The 16,093-nt window shown below is 63.8% G+C and carries 12 protein-coding genes; 4 read left to right on the forward strand and 8 right to left on the reverse strand.

Annotated elements, in window-relative coordinates; translation table 11 throughout:
- Nucleotide 1 precedes the first annotated feature (1 nt).
- Both IAE37_RS01905 and IAE37_RS01910 read right to left on the reverse strand, forming a co-directional pair.
- On the reverse strand, nucleotides 2-1,258 hold the full coding sequence (locus IAE37_RS01905; protein WP_201168036.1) for an aromatic ring-hydroxylating oxygenase subunit alpha: 1,257 nt from the start codon (nucleotides 1,256-1,258) through the stop codon (nucleotides 2-4).
- Between the two features lie 107 nt (nucleotides 1,259-1,365).
- Nucleotides 1,366-2,322: a LysR substrate-binding domain-containing protein gene (locus IAE37_RS01910; RefSeq protein WP_201168039.1), complete on the reverse strand. Its 957-nt coding sequence runs from the start codon at nucleotides 2,320-2,322 to the stop codon at nucleotides 1,366-1,368.
- 461 nt (nucleotides 2,323-2,783) lie between these two features.
- Here IAE37_RS01910 and proX point away from each other — a divergent pair, with 461 nt between their 5' ends.
- Complete coding sequence (proX, locus tag IAE37_RS01915; protein WP_201168042.1) at nucleotides 2,784-3,812, forward strand: glycine betaine/L-proline ABC transporter substrate-binding protein ProX; 1,029 nt, start codon at nucleotides 2,784-2,786, stop codon at nucleotides 3,810-3,812.
- Between the two features lie 110 nt (nucleotides 3,813-3,922).
- Here proX and IAE37_RS01920 read toward each other — a convergent pair whose 3' ends face one another.
- The 3 genes from IAE37_RS01920 to IAE37_RS01930 all read right to left on the reverse strand — a co-directional run bounded on the left by IAE37_RS01920 (nucleotide 3,923) and on the right by IAE37_RS01930 (nucleotide 8,923).
- Complete coding sequence (locus tag IAE37_RS01920; protein ID WP_201168044.1) at nucleotides 3,923-6,982, reverse strand: efflux RND transporter permease subunit; 3,060 nt, start codon at nucleotides 6,980-6,982, stop codon at nucleotides 3,923-3,925.
- Nucleotides 6,982-8,067, reverse strand: coding sequence for an efflux RND transporter periplasmic adaptor subunit (locus tag IAE37_RS01925; protein WP_201168047.1), 1,086 nt, complete (start codon nucleotides 8,065-8,067; stop codon nucleotides 6,982-6,984). Before IAE37_RS01925 ends, IAE37_RS01920 begins: the two co-directional genes overlap by 1 nt.
- A gap of 79 nt (nucleotides 8,068-8,146) precedes the next feature.
- Nucleotides 8,147-8,923 (reverse strand): IclR family transcriptional regulator, encoded by a 777-nt coding sequence (locus IAE37_RS01930; protein WP_201168063.1) that lies wholly within the window; start codon nucleotides 8,921-8,923, stop codon nucleotides 8,147-8,149.
- Between the two features lie 123 nt (nucleotides 8,924-9,046).
- Between IAE37_RS01930 and IAE37_RS01935 the strand changes: the two genes are divergently transcribed.
- Together IAE37_RS01935 and IAE37_RS01940 are read left to right on the forward strand one after the other, a co-directional pair.
- Nucleotides 9,047-10,471, forward strand: a complete 1,425-nt coding sequence (locus IAE37_RS01935) for an amidase (RefSeq protein WP_201168065.1) — start codon at nucleotides 9,047-9,049, stop codon at nucleotides 10,469-10,471.
- 90 nt (nucleotides 10,472-10,561) lie between these two features.
- Nucleotides 10,562-11,884: an MFS transporter gene (locus IAE37_RS01940; RefSeq protein ID WP_201168067.1), complete on the forward strand. Its 1,323-nt coding sequence runs from the start codon at nucleotides 10,562-10,564 to the stop codon at nucleotides 11,882-11,884.
- Between the two features lie 106 nt (nucleotides 11,885-11,990).
- Here IAE37_RS01940 and IAE37_RS01945 read toward each other — a convergent pair whose 3' ends face one another.
- Together IAE37_RS01945 and IAE37_RS01950 are read right to left on the reverse strand one after the other, a co-directional pair.
- Entirely contained in the window at nucleotides 11,991-13,040 is a 1,050-nt protein-coding gene (locus IAE37_RS01945; RefSeq protein ID WP_201168070.1) for an NAD(P)-dependent alcohol dehydrogenase, read from the reverse strand.
- A gap of 144 nt (nucleotides 13,041-13,184) precedes the next feature.
- Nucleotides 13,185-14,195: a zinc-dependent alcohol dehydrogenase family protein gene (locus IAE37_RS01950; protein WP_201168072.1), complete on the reverse strand. Its 1,011-nt coding sequence runs from the start codon at nucleotides 14,193-14,195 to the stop codon at nucleotides 13,185-13,187.
- A 159-nt stretch (nucleotides 14,196-14,354) separates the two neighbouring features.
- Here IAE37_RS01950 and IAE37_RS01955 point away from each other — a divergent pair, with 159 nt between their 5' ends.
- Nucleotides 14,355-15,281: a LysR family transcriptional regulator gene (locus IAE37_RS01955; RefSeq protein WP_201168075.1), complete on the forward strand. Its 927-nt coding sequence runs from the start codon at nucleotides 14,355-14,357 to the stop codon at nucleotides 15,279-15,281.
- A gap of 53 nt (nucleotides 15,282-15,334) precedes the next feature.
- Here the strand turns inward: IAE37_RS01955 and IAE37_RS01960 are convergent, their stop codons facing one another.
- Nucleotides 15,335-16,039 (reverse strand): SDR family oxidoreductase, encoded by a 705-nt coding sequence (locus IAE37_RS01960; protein WP_201168078.1) that lies wholly within the window; start codon nucleotides 16,037-16,039, stop codon nucleotides 15,335-15,337.
- Nucleotides 16,040-16,093 lie beyond the last annotated feature (54 nt).

Here is a 16,093-nt window from a genome sequence, read left to right on the forward strand (position 1 = left end):
GTCAGATCCCATGTGCTGCGAGGCGAGTGGAGTACCAGCGGGCGAACTGGTCCACGTACGGCTCGGTGAATTGTGAATACGGCCCAGGCTCGAAAGCCGGGTCCTGGGTGCCGCTGTGGGTGATGGCAACCAGGTTGGCATCCTGCTGGGTGGTGGCGACCCAGACCTCGGTCAAGCGCTGCAGGTCGTAGTCGACGCCTTCGACGGCATCCTTGTGCACCAACCATTTGGTGCGCACCAGGGTGCGCTCTGGCGACAACGGGAGGATCCAGCTGATCATCGCGTGGTCGCTCATCACGTGGGTCCAGGCGTTGTTGCCCCACATGTGCGTATCGCCCAGATCGCGCCGGGTCAGGTTGCCCAGCAGCCGGGTGCAGGCCACCTTGGTGTCGAGGGTCTGCGATTCGCCGCTGCCGGCGATGATCATGCGCTGGGTACGGAACTGCGTCGGGGCATCGTCGGCCAGGCGCTCGACGGTGGCATACAGCAACCCATCGCTTTCCCAATCGGCTTCGATACCGGCCTTGCGCACTTGATAGGCGTCGTAGGACGCTCGCTGCTCCTCGCTCATTTCCTCGAGGCTGACACCCAGGTCTTCAGACTGGTAGGACACGATCAGTTCCGGGTGGGTACCTTCGCAGTGGTAGCACTCGCGGTTGTTTTCCATCACCAGTTTCCAATTGCCGTTCTCGACGTAGTCGAGTTCGTAGGCAATACGGGTGTTGGTCAGGTCGAACGGCTCGAAGCGCGGGCCCATGGTCTCGACCAGAGCCTGGATGTCCTCGGGTGGGTCGTCGCTCAGGCACACCAACACGTGGGTGCCGACGACCACGCAGTGCACCGGCATCAGGCTGCGGCACTCGGGCTTGAAGTCCTTGCCCATGTGCTTGGCGTGCTTGAGGCTGCCATCGAGGTCGTAGGTCCATTGATGGTAGGGGCACACCAGCATGCCGACGGTGGATTTGCCGGCTTCCTTCAAGCGGGCGCCGCGGTGGCGGCAGACGTTGCGATAGGCGCGGACCTGCTCGTCGTCGTCACGCACCACCAGGATCGAAGCCTTGCCGATGTCGACGGTATAGACGTCGCCAGGCTCGGCGACATCCGCGGTCACGGCAACCAGGATCCAGTGTTTGTGGAAGAACACATCGAGGTCGTTTTCGAACACGTCCTGGCGACTATAGAGTTCGCCAGGCATACCGAAACCGGGCTTGCGCAAGTTCAACAACTCGCGATGGGTTTTAACAGGGGAAGTGCTCATATCATCCTCACGGGCTTTTATTCTTAGTTCGCCAGGAACGAGAGAATTATTTGAGCACCCCTGTTTTTCAGTCAACGCATTAATTTTTTCGACTGCATAACCTCAAGTTATTCACGAAGCATTTGCATGGGTGTCGGCATTGCCTTGCTTTGTAACCATTGAACGACGGCTTGCACATTGGGCGTCATGCCATGGCCATGGCGCACGACCAGGTAATAAGACTCTTTCTGGCGCAGCACGAACGGTTCGAGCTTGACCAACTCACCGCTATCGACCAAGTGATCGACCATGCGTCCCCAGCCCAGCGCCACACCATAACCATTGACCGCCGCCTGGATGACGTCGGTGTAGAGGCTGCAGCGCAAGTTGATGTTCAACTTGCTGATGGCAAGGCCCAGGCCCTTGAACCAGCCCGACCAGGTGATCCAGCCTTCCGAGGTGGCATCGGCATCGAGCAGCCCGGCGTTGGCCAGGTCTTCCAGGGTCACCGGCATCGGGTTGCGCGCCAGCCAGGTGGGCGAACAGACCGGAAACACCTCCTCCTCGAACAGCAGGATGGCCTCGCCATCGGGCCAGTGCCCGTTGCCGAAGCGGATATCCATGTCGAAGTCCGGGCTGCGCAGGTCGCCCAAGAACATCTGCGTGGCAAGCCGCAGCCGCACGTGAGGCAACACCTCCACCAGCCGATTCAGCCGCGGCATGATACGGAACTGCGACACGGCGGCAGTCGAGGCCAGCACGATCTCTTCCTTTTCGCTGCCCTGGATGATCTGGTCGAAGCCACTGGCGATCTTCTGCAACGACTCGGAGATGATCGCGAACAGCGTCTCCCCCGCCTCCGTCAGGTAGATATTGCGATGCATGCGCTGGAACAACTGCATGCCGACGTTCTCCTCGAGCACGCGGATCTGCTTGCTGACCGCGGCCTGGGAAACCCCAAGCTCCTTGCCGGCGAGGGTGAAGCTGTTCAGGCGTGCCACTGACTCGAACTGCAGCAGCGCGGTCATGGAGGGGATGATACGCCGGTAGCCCTTCTGGTTACTGGCCGATTCTTTATTGTTCATTGGCGGTCCACGACAAAGGCGAGTGACGCTTCGCTGATAGTTATGGCCGCCATGAAATCAGCTTTTTGTCGGACTGCCTACATGGGCTGTCGCGAATGAGCATGAAACGGCAGCATCGATAACCGCACGGTTATAGACGAATAACCTGACATTCTTCAAGGGCAGTAACAGCCCTCGCAAAGTTCGGCAAAAGCCTAGCCATTATATTTTTTGACCCCCCTGTACAATTCGAAAGGGTACGACTGGCCTAGAGTGGTTACTGTGAAGTGCCATACAACAACAAAACCCTGACCAGTAAGCAATGACCATTGCTTTCAACGGGCCACTTCACCGCACGACGTTGATTACCACGTCGCCCGTTTCGATCATGCCCGCATTACACCTGCCAAATCCCACGTCATTTCAGTTTCGCTATCGATCTGCCGTATTTGACGATAACAATCAGAAGAAGGTACGCGACGATGCACGAATCGAAGATCTCCCGCAGCATCCTGAACACCGCCCTGGCCCTGAGCTTGGTGACCGCCGCGCTGGGCGCCCACGCCTCGACGGAAAAACCCGGCGAAGGCATCAAGATCACCCCGGCATTCCCCACCGTCGATGAAGAGCGCTTCCGCGGCGAGGTGGCATTGGCAGGCCTGCGCGAGCTGGGCTATGAGGTGCAACCGCCCAAGGAAACCGAGTACGCGACCATGGTCCTGGCAGTCGGTTTCGGCGATGCCGACTTCACCGTCAATGCCTGGGACAAGCTGCACGCGAGCTTCTACGAGAAGGCCGGTGGCGATGCCAACATGGTCAAGACCGGCAACATCCTGCCCGGTGTGCTGCAGGGCTACCTGATCGACAAGAAGACCGCCGACCAGTACCACATCAAGTACATCACCGACCTGAAGAAACCCGAGATTGCCAAGCTGTTCGACACCGATGGCGACGGCAAGGCCGACATGACCGGCTGCAACCCGGGCTGGGGCTGCGAGCTGGTGATCGAGCACCAGATGAAAGCCTATGACCTGCAGAAGTCGATTCATGTGAACCAAGGCTCGTACTTCGCCCTGATGGCCGACACCATCACCCGCTTCAAGGAGGGCAAACCGGTGTTTTATTACACCTGGGTGCCGCAATGGGTCGCGGGCGTGCTGGTGGAGGGCCGCGACGTGGTCTGGCTGGAGGTGCCGAAAACCGACTTGCCCGGCGGCGACAACACGGTCGACACATTCTATGAAGGCAAGAACCTGGGCTTTGCCATCGATCGCATCGAGGCCCTGGTCAACCGCGATTTCGCCGCCAAGAACCCGGCAGCGGTGAAGTTCCTGTCGCTGATGCAGATCCCGGCCGCTGACGAAAGTGCGCAGAACCTGAAGATGCAGAGCGGCGAGAAATCCCTGCCGGACATCCAGCGCCATACCCGCGAATGGATTGCCGCGCATCAGGCCCAGTTCGATGGGTGGGTCAAGGCTGCACGGGCTGCCGCCGTGCAAGCCAGCAACTGATCCAGGCCCGTGTCTGGACTGCCCCCAGAAGTTGGACACCAGTCCAACCGTTGGCGGGCAGTCCATTTTGTAGGAGCCGGGTTGCCGGCGATAGGGCCAGCCAGGCGAGACTACTCGCCTGGCCTCACCCTGAAGAACAAACTGAACAGCATCGGCAACACGATCAACGTCAGCAACGTGGCGAACCCCAGCCCGAACATGATCACCACCGCCATGCTCTGGAAGAACGCATCCAGCAGCAGCGGCGCCAGCCCCAATAGGGTGGTCAACGCCGTGAGGCAGATCGGCCGCAGGCGGCTGGTGGCCGAATCGACCAGGGCCGTGTAGCCATCCTTGCCCGCCTCGATCTGCGCGCGGATTTCCTCGACCAGCACGATACCGTTGCGAATCAACATGCCGCTCAGGCTGAGCAAGCCCAGCAGGGCCATGAAGCCGAATGGAATCCCGGTGGTGAGGAAGCCTACCGTCACGCCGATCATCGCCAGCGGCACGGTCAACCAGATCACCGTGGCCTTGGCCAGCGAACCGAACATGATGATGGTGATCAGGAACATCGACAGGAAGGCGATCGGCAGGCTGCCGAACACCGCAGCGCGGGCATCGCGCGAACTGGCGAAATCGCCGCCCCACTCCAGGCTGTAGCCGTCGGGCAAGGCCATGGCCTCGATCTGCGGGCGAATGCGTCGGAACAACTGGTCCGAAGTCTGCCCCGAGTCGAGCTCGACGTCCGCCTCCACGGTCAGCGTGCGGTTGCGGTCACGGCGCATGATCAAGGGGTTCTCCCATTCGGTGGAGAACCCGGTCACCACCTGCTCGATGGGTACGTAGGCCTGCTGGACATGGCTCCAGACCTGGATGTCGTTGAGCTGTTCGGGGTCCAGGCGGTCTTCCCGGGGCGGTTGCACGACGATCGGCATCAGCCGTGTACCGTCGCGGTACAGGCCAACGGTCAAACCGCTGAAGGTCATGCGCAGCATGGCATCCAGGTCGCGCTTGTCGATACCCAGCTCGCGGCCACGCGCCTCGTTGTACTGCGGGCGAACCACCTTGGTCCGCGCCTGCCAGTCGTGGCCGACACCCGTGGCGACGGGGTCGCTGCGGATGATGCCGATCGCCTGTGCGCCAAGCTGGCGTAGCACCTGCGGATCGGGGCCGCTGAAACGCGCCTCGATCGGGCTGCCGGCGCTGGGGCCGAACATCAGGCGACTCAGTGAGGCATTGGCCTGCGGGTAGGTGTCGCGCAGGTAGCCTTCCAGCTCCCCGATCAGCGGCGCGATGGCGGCCAGGGTGTCGGTGCGCACCAACAACTGCGCATAGTTGGCGTACTGGCGCTGACCACTGTAGGTCAGGATGAAGCGCGGTGCACCCTGCCCGACCGTGGTCAGCACCTGCTGGACACCGGGCTGGGCCAGCACATGCCGGTCGATCTCGGCCGCCACGGCCTGGGTCTCGTTGATATCAGTGCCCTGGGGCAACCACAGGTCGACGAAGAACATCGGGGTGTTGGCTGGCGGAAAGAAACTCTGCCGCACCTGGGTGAAGCCATAGAGGCTCGCGGCGAGCAGGCCCACCAACAACACCATGCCTGGCCAGCGCAGGCGCAAGGCTTTGCCCAGCAGCCAGCGGTAGCCCCGGTAAAGCCATCCATCGTAGGGGTCGGCTGCGCCAGCCGCTGGCACCTTCACGCCCATGTTCTGGAAGGCCCACTTGGCGAACAACGGCGTGATGGTGATGGCGGTGGCCCAGCTCAGCAACAGCGAAATCAGCAGGACTTCGAACAATGACCGACAATATTCGCCGGTCGAGTCGTTGGACAGGCCAATCGGTGCGAACGCCAGGATCGCGATCACCGTGGCCCCCAGCAACGGCCAGCAGGTCTGTCGCACGGTGGCGGTGATCGCCTCGAGAATGCCCTGCCCGCGCTGCTTGCCGACCAGCACACCCTCGACGATGACGATGGCATTGTCCACCAGCATGCACAGCGCGATGATCATCGCGCCCAGCGAAATGCGCTGCAGCTCGATGCCGACCAGGTACATGATCAACAGGCTGCCGAGCACATTGATCGCCAGCACCACGGCGATCACGATACCGCTACGCAGGCCCATGAACAGCAGCAAGGTGCCGACCACGATCGCCAGCGACATCAGGAAGTTGAGGATGAAACCATTGACCGAGTGGCGCACTTCGACCGACTGGTCGTAGAACACCTTGACGCTCATGCCCGCCGGGCGCTGGGCTTCCAGCGCCTGCAGACGCGCCTGCAAGGCGCGGCCGACGTCGACCACGTTGACCTTGGGTGCGAACGACACGCCCAGGGCGAGGGCCTGCTTGCCGTCGGCACGGACCAGGTGGGTCGGCTCGTCGGAGAAGCCCAGGCGGATATCGGCGATGTCGCCGAGGAACAGGGTCTTGTTGCTGCCCGGTGTGCTGAGCAAGAGTTGCTCGAGCTCATCGACGTCATGGAATTCGCCGGTAGGGTGCAGCCTGACCGACTCCTGGCCGACGCGCAGGCGGCCAGCGTCGGACACTACGTTCTGGCGCCCGAGCAGGTCGCCCAGACGGGTGGGCGAGATCCCCAGCGAGATCATGTCCTGGCGCGGTACCTCGACCTGCACCTGCTCCTGCTGCAACCCGGCGATGCTGACTTTGCCCACGCCTGGCACCAGCACCAGGTCGCGGCGCAGCACATTGGCGAACGAACGCAGCTCCCGGTAGCTGTAGCCCTCGCCGGAAATCGACAGCAGCACGCCGAACACATCGCCGAAGTCGTCGTTGACCATGGGCGGGCCGGCGCCGGGCGGCAGCTGCACCGCCTGGTCGTTGACCTTGCGCCGCAGCTCGTCCCAGATCTGCGCCAACTGCTCGGCGCGGTACTCGGAGCGGATATTCACGGTGATCTGCGAAAGGCCAGGGCTGGAAATCGAGGTGACGGTATCGAGCGAAGGCAGTTGCTGGATCGCGCTTTCCAGCGGGTAGGTGACCTCTTCCTCGACCTGCTCGGCAGAGGCGCCGGCGTAGCGGGTCACCACCACCGCGGTCTTCACGGTGAACTCCGGGTCCTCCAGGCGGCCGATGTTGTCGATGGCATAGAGGCCGCCCAGGCCCAATAACACGATGACGATCCAGCTGTAGATCTGCTTGCGTATGAAGTATCCGGCGATATCCATCAAAGGCCCCGTTCGCGCGTCCATTCCCGCACGTGCTGGCCGGCGTGCAATTCGGTGCCGCCGACGGCCACCACCCGGTCGCCAGGCTCGAGGCCGCCGAGCACTTCGATGCCATCGCGGGTCAGTTGCCCGACTTCGACCCGACGAGCGCTCAACACCAACGCCGCGCCCTGCTCCTCGGCCAACCACACCTGGACTTCACCCGGCTTGTCATCCGGCGCGAACACCGCCTCGGCCGGCACCACCACCGGTATCACGCGTTCGCGGGTCATCTGGCTCAGGTCCAGCTCGAGGGTGGCGCTCATGCCCGGCAGCAGGTTGAGGTCCGAGGGGCGCTCGATGGTGTAGGTTACGGTGTAGGTCAGGGTGGCCGGATCCGGCGCGGTGGAGTGGTCCTTGTAGGTGGCCGGGAAGGTCCGCCCCGGCACGCGGCTGATGCTCACCAGCGGCTGCACGGCCTTGCTCCTGGCGTTGGTCTCGATCTCCTTGACCAGGTTGGCCTGCATCTGGAAGGTCACGTCCAGGGTGTTGGAGGAATGCATGATCACCACCGCCTGCCCGGCCTGGACCACATGGTGGTTCTGCACCGCGACCCGGGCCACGGTGCCGTCGAACGGGGCCAGCAGGCGCGAGAAACTCAACTCGTTCTGCGCCAGGCGCAGCGCGGCACTGGCGGTATCACGCTCGGCGCGGCGCTGGTCGAATTCGGCACGCGAGATGAGATTGCGCTGGTTCAGGGTCTCGACACGCTGGAACTGGGCGCGGGCCAGGTCGAACTTCGACTGGCGATCCTTGACCTGCAGTTGCAGGTCCTTGTCGTCGATCTCGGCCAGCAACTGGCCCTTCTTCACCGATTGTCCGTCCTTCACCGGCAGCGCGCGCAAGTGGCCGCCGCGACGAAACGACATGGCCACCTCGTCACTGGCGCGCAGTTGCGCGGGGAATCGGCGCAGCTGGTTCACGCTCTGACTGGTGACCGTGAACAGCTTGACCGGCCGGACTACCGCCGGCCCCTCGGTCTGCTCGTCGTTGCCGCAGCCGACCAGGGTGATGGCCAGCAGCAGCGGAAGGATTCTCAGGTTCATGAACGAAGATGCCCCAGCGCCGTACCGAAACGGAGTCTGGTAGCTATCGGCGAGAAGTCAAGGCAGCGCCTCGAAGGCTCTATCCGACCGTTACCGCCTGGCTGACTTCCATCAGCAAGGGCAACAGCTCCTGCTCTACCCTTTCCACCGGCCAGGCGCTCAATTGCGCGGTGATGTTGATCGCCGCCACCACCTGGAAGTGCACGTTGCGGATAGGCGCGGCGATGCCCACCTGCCCCATCAGCACCTGCTCGCGGGTCAGGGCGTAACCCTGCTGGCCCGCCTCCCGTACGCAGTCGAACAGAGCATCGCGGTCGGTCTCGGTGTGCTGGGTGTAAGCCTGGGGCGTGACCTGCGCCAGGCTGGCCTTGACCCGCTCGGGCGCCAGGTCGGCCAGCAGCACGCGCCCGGCCGAGGTGCACCAGGCCGGCATGCGCCGCCCCGGCAGCATCTCGGCGAAGGTCTGGTTGGGCCCTGGAATGCGCATCACATAGACGATGTCGTGGCCGCTCAGCACGCTCAGGTTGGCCGTGAGGTTGCAGCGCTCACGGATCAGCTTCAACGCCGGAAGTGCACGGCTGATCAGCGGTGAGGCATTGAGGTAGAGGAAACCCAGCTCCAGCGCCTTGTGCGTGAGGCTGTAGCGACGCGAGCGTTCGTCCTTGGCCAGATAGCCCAGCTCGCACCAGGTATGGGTGAAACGCTGCGCCGCGCTCTTGGTCATCTCGCAGGCTTCGGCCAGCTCGGTCAGGCCCAGCGAAGGCTGGCCATCACGAAAGACCTCCAGGACCCGGATGCCCTTCTCGAGCGTCTCGATGAACTGCGGGTGCTGCTGGCGGGCGTTTTTCTCGGTCACGTTCACTCTGCCTCCACTGCGGCTGGTCAGCATACCTCATCTTGACCCGCACACAGATCCCTTATATACATAGTACCACCAATCGATAACAAGTATCGCACATCGATACATCAAGGAGAAGGTATGGCCGGTCAACCGGTATGCAGCCTGGCCTCTCGGCCAGCGTGGGAACTGGCAGCGGAAATCCGTGCCGGGCATTTGTCTGCTCGGGAACTGACCCAGGCTTGCCTGATACAAGTAGACCGGCTCAACCCGTCGCTCAATGCGCTGGTCACCGTGGATGCCGAAGGCGCCTTGGCCAAGGCCGATGCCGCCGACCAGCGCCAGGCCCGCGGCGAAGCACTGGGCCCGCTGCATGGGCTGCCGGTGGCGCACAAGGACTCCTTTCTCACCAACGGCATGCGCACTACCTGGGGCTCTCAGGTGTTCGCCGAGCATGTGCCGACCCAGGACTCGGTGATCGTCAGCCGCCAGGCCGACGCCGGCTCGATCCTGCTGGGCAAGACCAACCTGCCGGAATTCGGCGCCGGCTCGCAGACCTTCAACGAAGTGTTCGGCGCCACCCGCAACCCCTACGCCCCGGCCATGACCTGTGGCGGCAGCAGCGGCGGCGCGGCGGTAGCGCTGGCCACCGGCATGGTCGCCCTGGCCGACGGCACCGACATGGGCGGCTCGCTGCGCAACCCGGCGAGTTTCTGCAACATCGTCGGCCTGCGCCCGTCGATCGGCCGAGTACCCAACGTGCCGAACAACAACAGCTTCGGTCAATTGACCGCAGCCGGCCCCATGGGCCGCTGCGTGGCCGATGTCGCCCTGATGCTTGGCGTGATCGCCGGTGAAGATCCGCGCGACCCACTGTCGCTGCCCTTCACCGCGCAGCCTCTGGACTTCGCCGTGCCGAGGGACTTCAAGGGCGCCCGCATCGCCTACAGCCCGGACCTCGGCGGCCTGCCCGTAGACCCGCAAGTGCGCGCCGTCACCGAGGCCGGCGTGCGCCGCCTGGCGGAACTGGGCTGCACGGTGGAACTGGCCGAACCCGACTTCACCGGCGGCACCCGCGCCTTCCAGGTGCTGCGCGCACTGACCTACGCCAGCGGCTACCGCCACCTGCTCAAGAGCCACCGCCACCTGCTCAAGGACACCGTGGTGTGGAACATCGAGCTGGCCAACCAGTTCGCTGCCGAGGACGTGATGGCCGCCGAAGCCGTGCGTGCCCGGCTGTTCCGCGAGACGCAGGCGTTGCTCGAGCAGTACGATTTCCTCGTGGCGCCGGTGAGCCAGGTGCTGCCATTCCCGGTGGAGCAGCCGTACGTGACGCAGATCGGCGACCAGGCCATGGACACCTACATCGACTGGATGAACAGCTGCTCGCTGATCACCCTCAGCGGCCACCCGGCGCTGTCGTTGCCCTGCGGATTCAGCGAACAAGGGTTGCCAGTGGGGCTGCAGATCGTCGGCCGCTACCGCGACGAACAGGGGCTGCTGGCCTTCGCCCAGGCCGTCGAAGCCGTCAACCGACCCTACGTCGACCGCCCTCTGGCTGGATGATCCTGCAACGCTGGCAGCGCGCGACAGACGCACAGACAACGCCGGCTTGATGCCTTTTGAACAATGCCAACAACAGTCAAAGGAAGCCTTATGTCCACCACCTCCTCCACGTCCCAGGCAAGCGCACCTGCGCCTGCGCGGCAACCGATACGGGCAGCCGCCGGCTCGTTCCTTGGCACCCTGATCGAGTGGTTCGATTTCTACATCTACGCCACCGCTTCGGCGCTGATCTTCAGCCATGTGTTCTTCCCTGGCAGCAGCCAGCTGGTCGGCACCCTCTCCTCCTTCGCCACCCTGGCGGTGGGCTTTCTCGCACGGCCGCTGGGCGGCATCGTGTTCGGCCACCTGGGCGACCGATTCGGGCGCAAGTACTCGTTGATCCTCACCCTGCTGTTGATGGGCGTATCGACCGTCGGCATCGGCCTGCTGCCGTCCTACGAGCAGGCCGGGCTACTGGCTCCGGTGCTGCTGGTGACCTTGCGAATTCTCCAGGGCGTCGCTGTCGGCGGTGAATGGGGTGGCGCAGTGCTGCTGGCCAGCGAGCATGCGCCTGAAGGCAAGAAGAGCTTCTACGCCTCGTTCGCCCAGCTCGGCAGCCCGGCAGGCCTGGTGCTGTCGTTGATGGTATTCCGATTCATCACCGAACTGCCGGAGGCCGACATGTACGCCTGGGGCTGGCGCCTGCCGTTCCTGGGCAGCGTGCTGCTGTTGCTGCTGGCCTTCGTGATCCGTCGCGGCGTACACGAGTCGCCGGAGTTCGAGGCCCAGGCCAAGGCCGAGAAGCCTGCGCAGTCACCGGTCAAGGCCGTGGTACGTGATGCCTGGCCGTTGATCCTGCTGGTGATGGGCGCATGCACCATCGGCATTTCCTCAGCCTACTTTACCAACACCTTCATGATCGCCTATGCCACCCAGTACATGGGTATCAAGAGTTCGGTGATCCTCGAATGCCTGTCGGTGGTGGCGATCGTCCAGCTGATCAACCAGCCGATCGCCGCCTGGCTGGCCGACAAGGTCGGCGCGGGGCGCTTCCTGCTGGTGACCTCGGGCATCAGCATCCTGGTGCCATACGTGATGTTCACGCTGGTTTCCACCGGGCAGAGCACGATGATCATCCTCGGTATTTCGCTGACCAAGGTGTTCTCTTCGGCGTTCTACGCGGTGATCGCCGGGTATATCGTCAACGTGTTCCCGATCTATCAGCGCTACTCCGGGATTTCCCTGGCCTACCAGGCCTGTGGTGCGCTGATTGGCGGCACCACGCCGATGGTCGGCACGCTCATCGCTGGCCAGGCAGCCGGACAGTGGTGGCCGTTGGCGGTGTTCTATTCGGTGCTGGCGTTCATCTCGTTCGCCTGCGTGATGGGGCTGATGCGCCGGCGCCAGGTGGTCGGGCAGCCAGCGTTGGCCTGATACGCTGTGCCGGCCTCTTCGCGGCGGTCCGAGGCCTCGATGACCCTTGTCATGAGGGTCCCCCACCCTGGGGCACCCTCATGCCAGAGTCTTGCGGCGCTGCCGATCAACCCGCGAGGCTGGCGCTGTCGATCACGAAGCGGTACTTCACATCCCCGCGCAACATGCGGTCGTAGGCCGCTTCGATGTTCTTCACATCGACCATCTCGATGTCGGCGACGATGCCGTGCTGCGCGCAGAAGTCGAGCATCTCCTGGGTTTCCGGGATGCCACCGATCATCGAACCTGCCAGCGTGCGGCGCTTCATGATCAGGTTGAACACGTTGGGCGATGGATGCGGCGTGGCGGGCGCGCCGACCAGCGTCATGCCACCGTCGCGCTTGAGCAGCACCAGGAATGCGTCGAGGTCGTGAGGTGCTGCCACGGTGTTGAGGATGAAGTCGAAACTCTTGGTGTGCGCCGCCATCTGCTGGGCATCGCGCGATACCACCACTTCATCGGCGCCTAGCTGCAAGGCCGCTTCGCGCTTGCTTTCGGAGGTGGTGAAGGCCACCACGTGAGCGCCCATGGCGTGGGCCAGTTTGATGCCCATGTGGCCCAGGCCGCCGATGCCGACCACACCGACCTTCTTGCCCGGGCCGGCACCCCAGTGGCGCAGCGGCGAATAGGTGGTGATGCCGGCGCACAACAGCGGCGCGACCGCAGCCAGTTGCGCCTCGGGGTGGCGGATGCGCAATACATAGCGCTCGTGCACGACGATGGCCTGGGAATAGCCGCCCTGGGTCCAGCCCGGCGCGTCCGGGGTGGGCGAGTTGTAGGTACCGACCATGCCGTCGCAATAGTTTTCCAACCCTGCTTCACAGTCATCGCAGTGCTGGCAGCTGTCGACGATGCAGCCGATGCCGACCAGGTCACCGGCCTTGAAGGCAGAGACATGAGCGCCGACCGCCGTCACCCGGCCCACGATTTCATGGCCGGGCACACAGGGGTACTGGGTGCCTTCCCACTCCGAGCGGACCTGGTGCAGGTCGGAGTGGCAGACACCGCAGAAGGCGATCTCGATCTGTACATCGTGCGCACCTGGGCTGCGCCGGGTGATGCTCAACGGTTCCAGGGGCTGATTGCCCGCATGGGCTCCATAGGCATTGACTTGCATCGAACGACCCTCCTGCTGGTTGGTGCGGCCATTGTCTGGCCGGTTCCTTTGCAATCAGTAGTGCAATCCCGTGGTTTGCTTGCCCGATCCTGCGAGCGTGCAACTCCCCAAGCTGTCCGGATCACCCTAGCCCAGGAGGTAGACCTAAGCCACCTTGATCACCACCTTGCCGAACGCCCCCCGCGCCAGATGCTGATAGGCCTCCCGCGCCTGGTCGAACGGATACACCCGGTCGATCACCGGGCGGATGGCATGCGCGTTCAGGAACGCATTCATGCGATCGAAAGACGAACGCGGCGCGACGGCGATGCCGCGCAAGGTGGTCTGACGGAAGATCAACGGCATCAGCCCCAAGGTAGTGGTCTGCCCGGTCAGGAAACCGATCTGGGCAATGCGGCCCGCCGCCTTGGTGGCGGCGATGGACTGGTTCAGTCCTTCCCCACCCGCCACATCCAGCAACAGGTCGACGCCTTTGCCATCGGTCAGTTTCAAGACCTCTTCCTCCCACCGTGGGAAGGCCTTGTAGTTCACCCCGGCGACCGCACCGAGCTTCTTCACCGCCTGCAGGTTGGCATCGCTGCTCGACGTGACGATCACCCGGGCGCCCAGCGCGGTCGCCAGCTGCACGGCGAATACCGACACCCCGCCAGTGCCCTGCACCAGCACGGTCTGCCCCGGCTGAACCTGGCCATAATCCACCAGCGCGTACCAGGCCGTGAGTGCGGCAATCGGCAAGGTCGCGGCCTCTTCGTCCGAAAGGTTGTCCGGGGCACGCACCGCGCTCTGCTCATGGATGATCATGTATTCGGCCAACCCACCCGGCAGCGGCGAGCCGAAGCAGTAGGCCGGCTCATCCGGCCCAGGCTCGCCATCGAGCCAACGCGAATACAGGTGTGAGTTGACCCTGTCGCCCACGGCGAAGCGGCTCACGCCCTCGCCCACCGCCACTACCGTGCCCGCCGCATCGCTGACCGGTATCAGGGGCTTGGGCACCAGGTGCGGCTCATAGATACCATCGACGATGGCCTTGTCGCGGAAGTTGAGGGAAACAGCCCCCACCTTCACCAGCAGTTCGCCCGCCTTGGGCACGGGCGTCGCAGCCTCGCCCATCACCAGGTTGTCCAACCCGAAATCGTTCAATAGCCAAGCTTTCATGTGCAGCACTCCAGGGGTGATCGATCGATGGTCCGCAGTGTTGCGCATCATCGGGCCCGGATAAATGCAGGGTTCGGTACATGATTGTTATCATTATGAGCAACAGTCAGATGACATAGCTCAGCCGCTCATGAAACAAAACCACCATGTGAGGGTGTCATGGAATTGCTTCAATCAATGCAAGTGTTCGCCCGCCTGGCCGAGCTCGGCAGCTTCACTCGCACCGCAGATGCCCTGCAGCTGGGTCGCGCACAAGTGACCCGGACCATCCAGGGCCTGGAGGACCTCTTGGGCGTGCGCCTGTTCCAACGCACTACGCGTACGGTGCGCCTGACCTTGGAGGGTGAGCGGTTCTACGAGCGAGTGAAGAGCCTCCTGGGCGATGTAGCCGAAACGACAGCGATGTTCTCCCAGCCCGCTACCGCGATGCGTGGGCGCCTGCGCGTGGACATCCCCGCCGCCTTCGCCCAACCGCAGTTCATGGCCTGCCTGAAGGCATTCGGCGACCAGCACCCCGGCATCGACCTGGTGCTCGGCGTCACCGATCGCACCGTCGATCTGGTCGCCGAGGGCATCGACTGTGCGCTGCGCATCGGCGAATTGCCCGACTCGAGCCTGATCGTCCGGCGTATCGGCCAAGCCACGATGGTCACCTGCGCCGCGCCTCAGTACCTGCGCGAGCATGGCGAGCCGCGCAGCCTGGAAGACCTGGCCCTGCATCGCGGCGTCACCTTCTTGTCCGGCCAGAACCAGCGACCGCAACCCTGGCAGTTCAACGACGACGCGGGCGAGCAGTCCTACCTGTGCCGCCGGGGCATCAGCGTCAACGAGTCCAACGCGTATGTCGAATGTGGGGTGGCAGGCTTCGGAATTGTGCAGGCACCGGGCATCACCCTCGAGCGATGCCTGGCTGATGGATCGCTGGTGGAGATCCTGCAGCATTTGCGGCCGTATCCTCGCCCGGTTTCGCTGCTATACCCCAGCCGATCTCATGTTGCACCACAGGTCCAGGTGTTCGCCGAGTGGCTGCGAAGGCAGTTGCCGGTCATCTACGGCCAGTGGCTGGAGGAGAACGCCCAGGGCTAGGAACGCGCCGAGTGCCAGCGCTTCCCAGTCAGCGCTGGCTGCGCAGGGCGCGTTCAGACGCTACGCGTCACACCCCCATCGACCTTGATGTTCTGCCCAGTGATATATGCCGCGCCTTCGCTGGCCAGGAAGGCGATGGTCGCCGCCACCTCCTCGCTGGTGCCATAACGCTTGAGCGGTACGCTTTCACGGCGCTGCTCGGTCGCCGGCAGGCTGTCGATCCAGCCCGGCAGCACATTGTTGATGCGCACGTTGTCGCCCGCGTAGGTGTCGGCGAAGATCTTGGTGAACGACGCCAGGCCCGCGCGGAACACCGCGGAGGTGGGGAACAGCTCGGTGGGCTCGAAGGTCCAGGCCGAGGAAATGTTGATGATCACCCCGCTCTGCTGGCGCTGCATGATCGGCGTCACCAGCCGCGCCGGGCGGATCACGTTGAGCAGGTAGGTGTCCATGCCCTTGTGCCAGTCCTCGTCGCTGATCTCCAGGATCGGTGCCCGTGGACCGTGGCCGGCGCTGTTGACCAGCACATCCACCCGCCCCCACTGGGCGACCACGGCATCGACCAGCCGTCGCAGGTCGTCGACCGACTGGTTGCTGCCAGTGATGCCGATGCCGCCGAGTTCCTCGGCCAGGGCCTCACCCTTGCCCGAGGACGACAGGATGCCGACCTTGTAGCCATCGGCCGCCAGGCGCCGCGCTGCCGCCGCGCCCATGCCACTGCCACCTGCGGTGATGATCGCTACTTTTTCCACTGCCATGCTGCCTCCACGCTGTCGTTCAAGGTTTGTCTAACCTTAGCGCGCCTGCGCTGA

The organism is Pseudomonas sp. S31, assembly GCF_016648105.1.
Taxonomy (GTDB): Bacteria; Pseudomonadota; Gammaproteobacteria; order Pseudomonadales; family Pseudomonadaceae; genus Aquipseudomonas.

What these genes read in the sequence shown, in the direction of transcription:
- IAE37_RS01905 (WP_201168036.1), bottom strand. Translation starts at nt 1,258, where the DNA reads ATGAGCACTTCCCCTGTTAAAACCCATCGCGAGTTGTTGAACTTGCGC.
- IAE37_RS01910 (WP_201168039.1), bottom strand. Translation starts at nt 2,322, where the DNA reads ATGAACAATAAAGAATCGGCCAGTAACCAGAAGGGCTACCGGCGTATC.
- proX (WP_201168042.1), top strand. Translation starts at nt 2,784, where the DNA reads ATGCACGAATCGAAGATCTCCCGCAGCATCCTGAACACCGCCCTGGCC.
- IAE37_RS01920 (WP_201168044.1), bottom strand. Translation starts at nt 6,982, where the DNA reads ATGGATATCGCCGGATACTTCATACGCAAGCAGATCTACAGCTGGATC.
- IAE37_RS01925 (WP_201168047.1), bottom strand. Translation starts at nt 8,067, where the DNA reads ATGAACCTGAGAATCCTTCCGCTGCTGCTGGCCATCACCCTGGTCGGC.
- IAE37_RS01935 (WP_201168065.1), top strand. Translation starts at nt 9,047, where the DNA reads ATGGCCGGTCAACCGGTATGCAGCCTGGCCTCTCGGCCAGCGTGGGAA.
- IAE37_RS01940 (WP_201168067.1), top strand. Translation starts at nt 10,562, where the DNA reads ATGTCCACCACCTCCTCCACGTCCCAGGCAAGCGCACCTGCGCCTGCG.
- IAE37_RS01945 (WP_201168070.1), bottom strand. Translation starts at nt 13,040, where the DNA reads ATGCAAGTCAATGCCTATGGAGCCCATGCGGGCAATCAGCCCCTGGAA.
- IAE37_RS01950 (WP_201168072.1), bottom strand. Translation starts at nt 14,195, where the DNA reads ATGAAAGCTTGGCTATTGAACGATTTCGGGTTGGACAACCTGGTGATG.
- IAE37_RS01955 (WP_201168075.1), top strand. Translation starts at nt 14,355, where the DNA reads ATGGAATTGCTTCAATCAATGCAAGTGTTCGCCCGCCTGGCCGAGCTC.
- IAE37_RS01960 (WP_201168078.1), bottom strand. Translation starts at nt 16,039, where the DNA reads ATGGCAGTGGAAAAAGTAGCGATCATCACCGCAGGTGGCAGTGGCATG.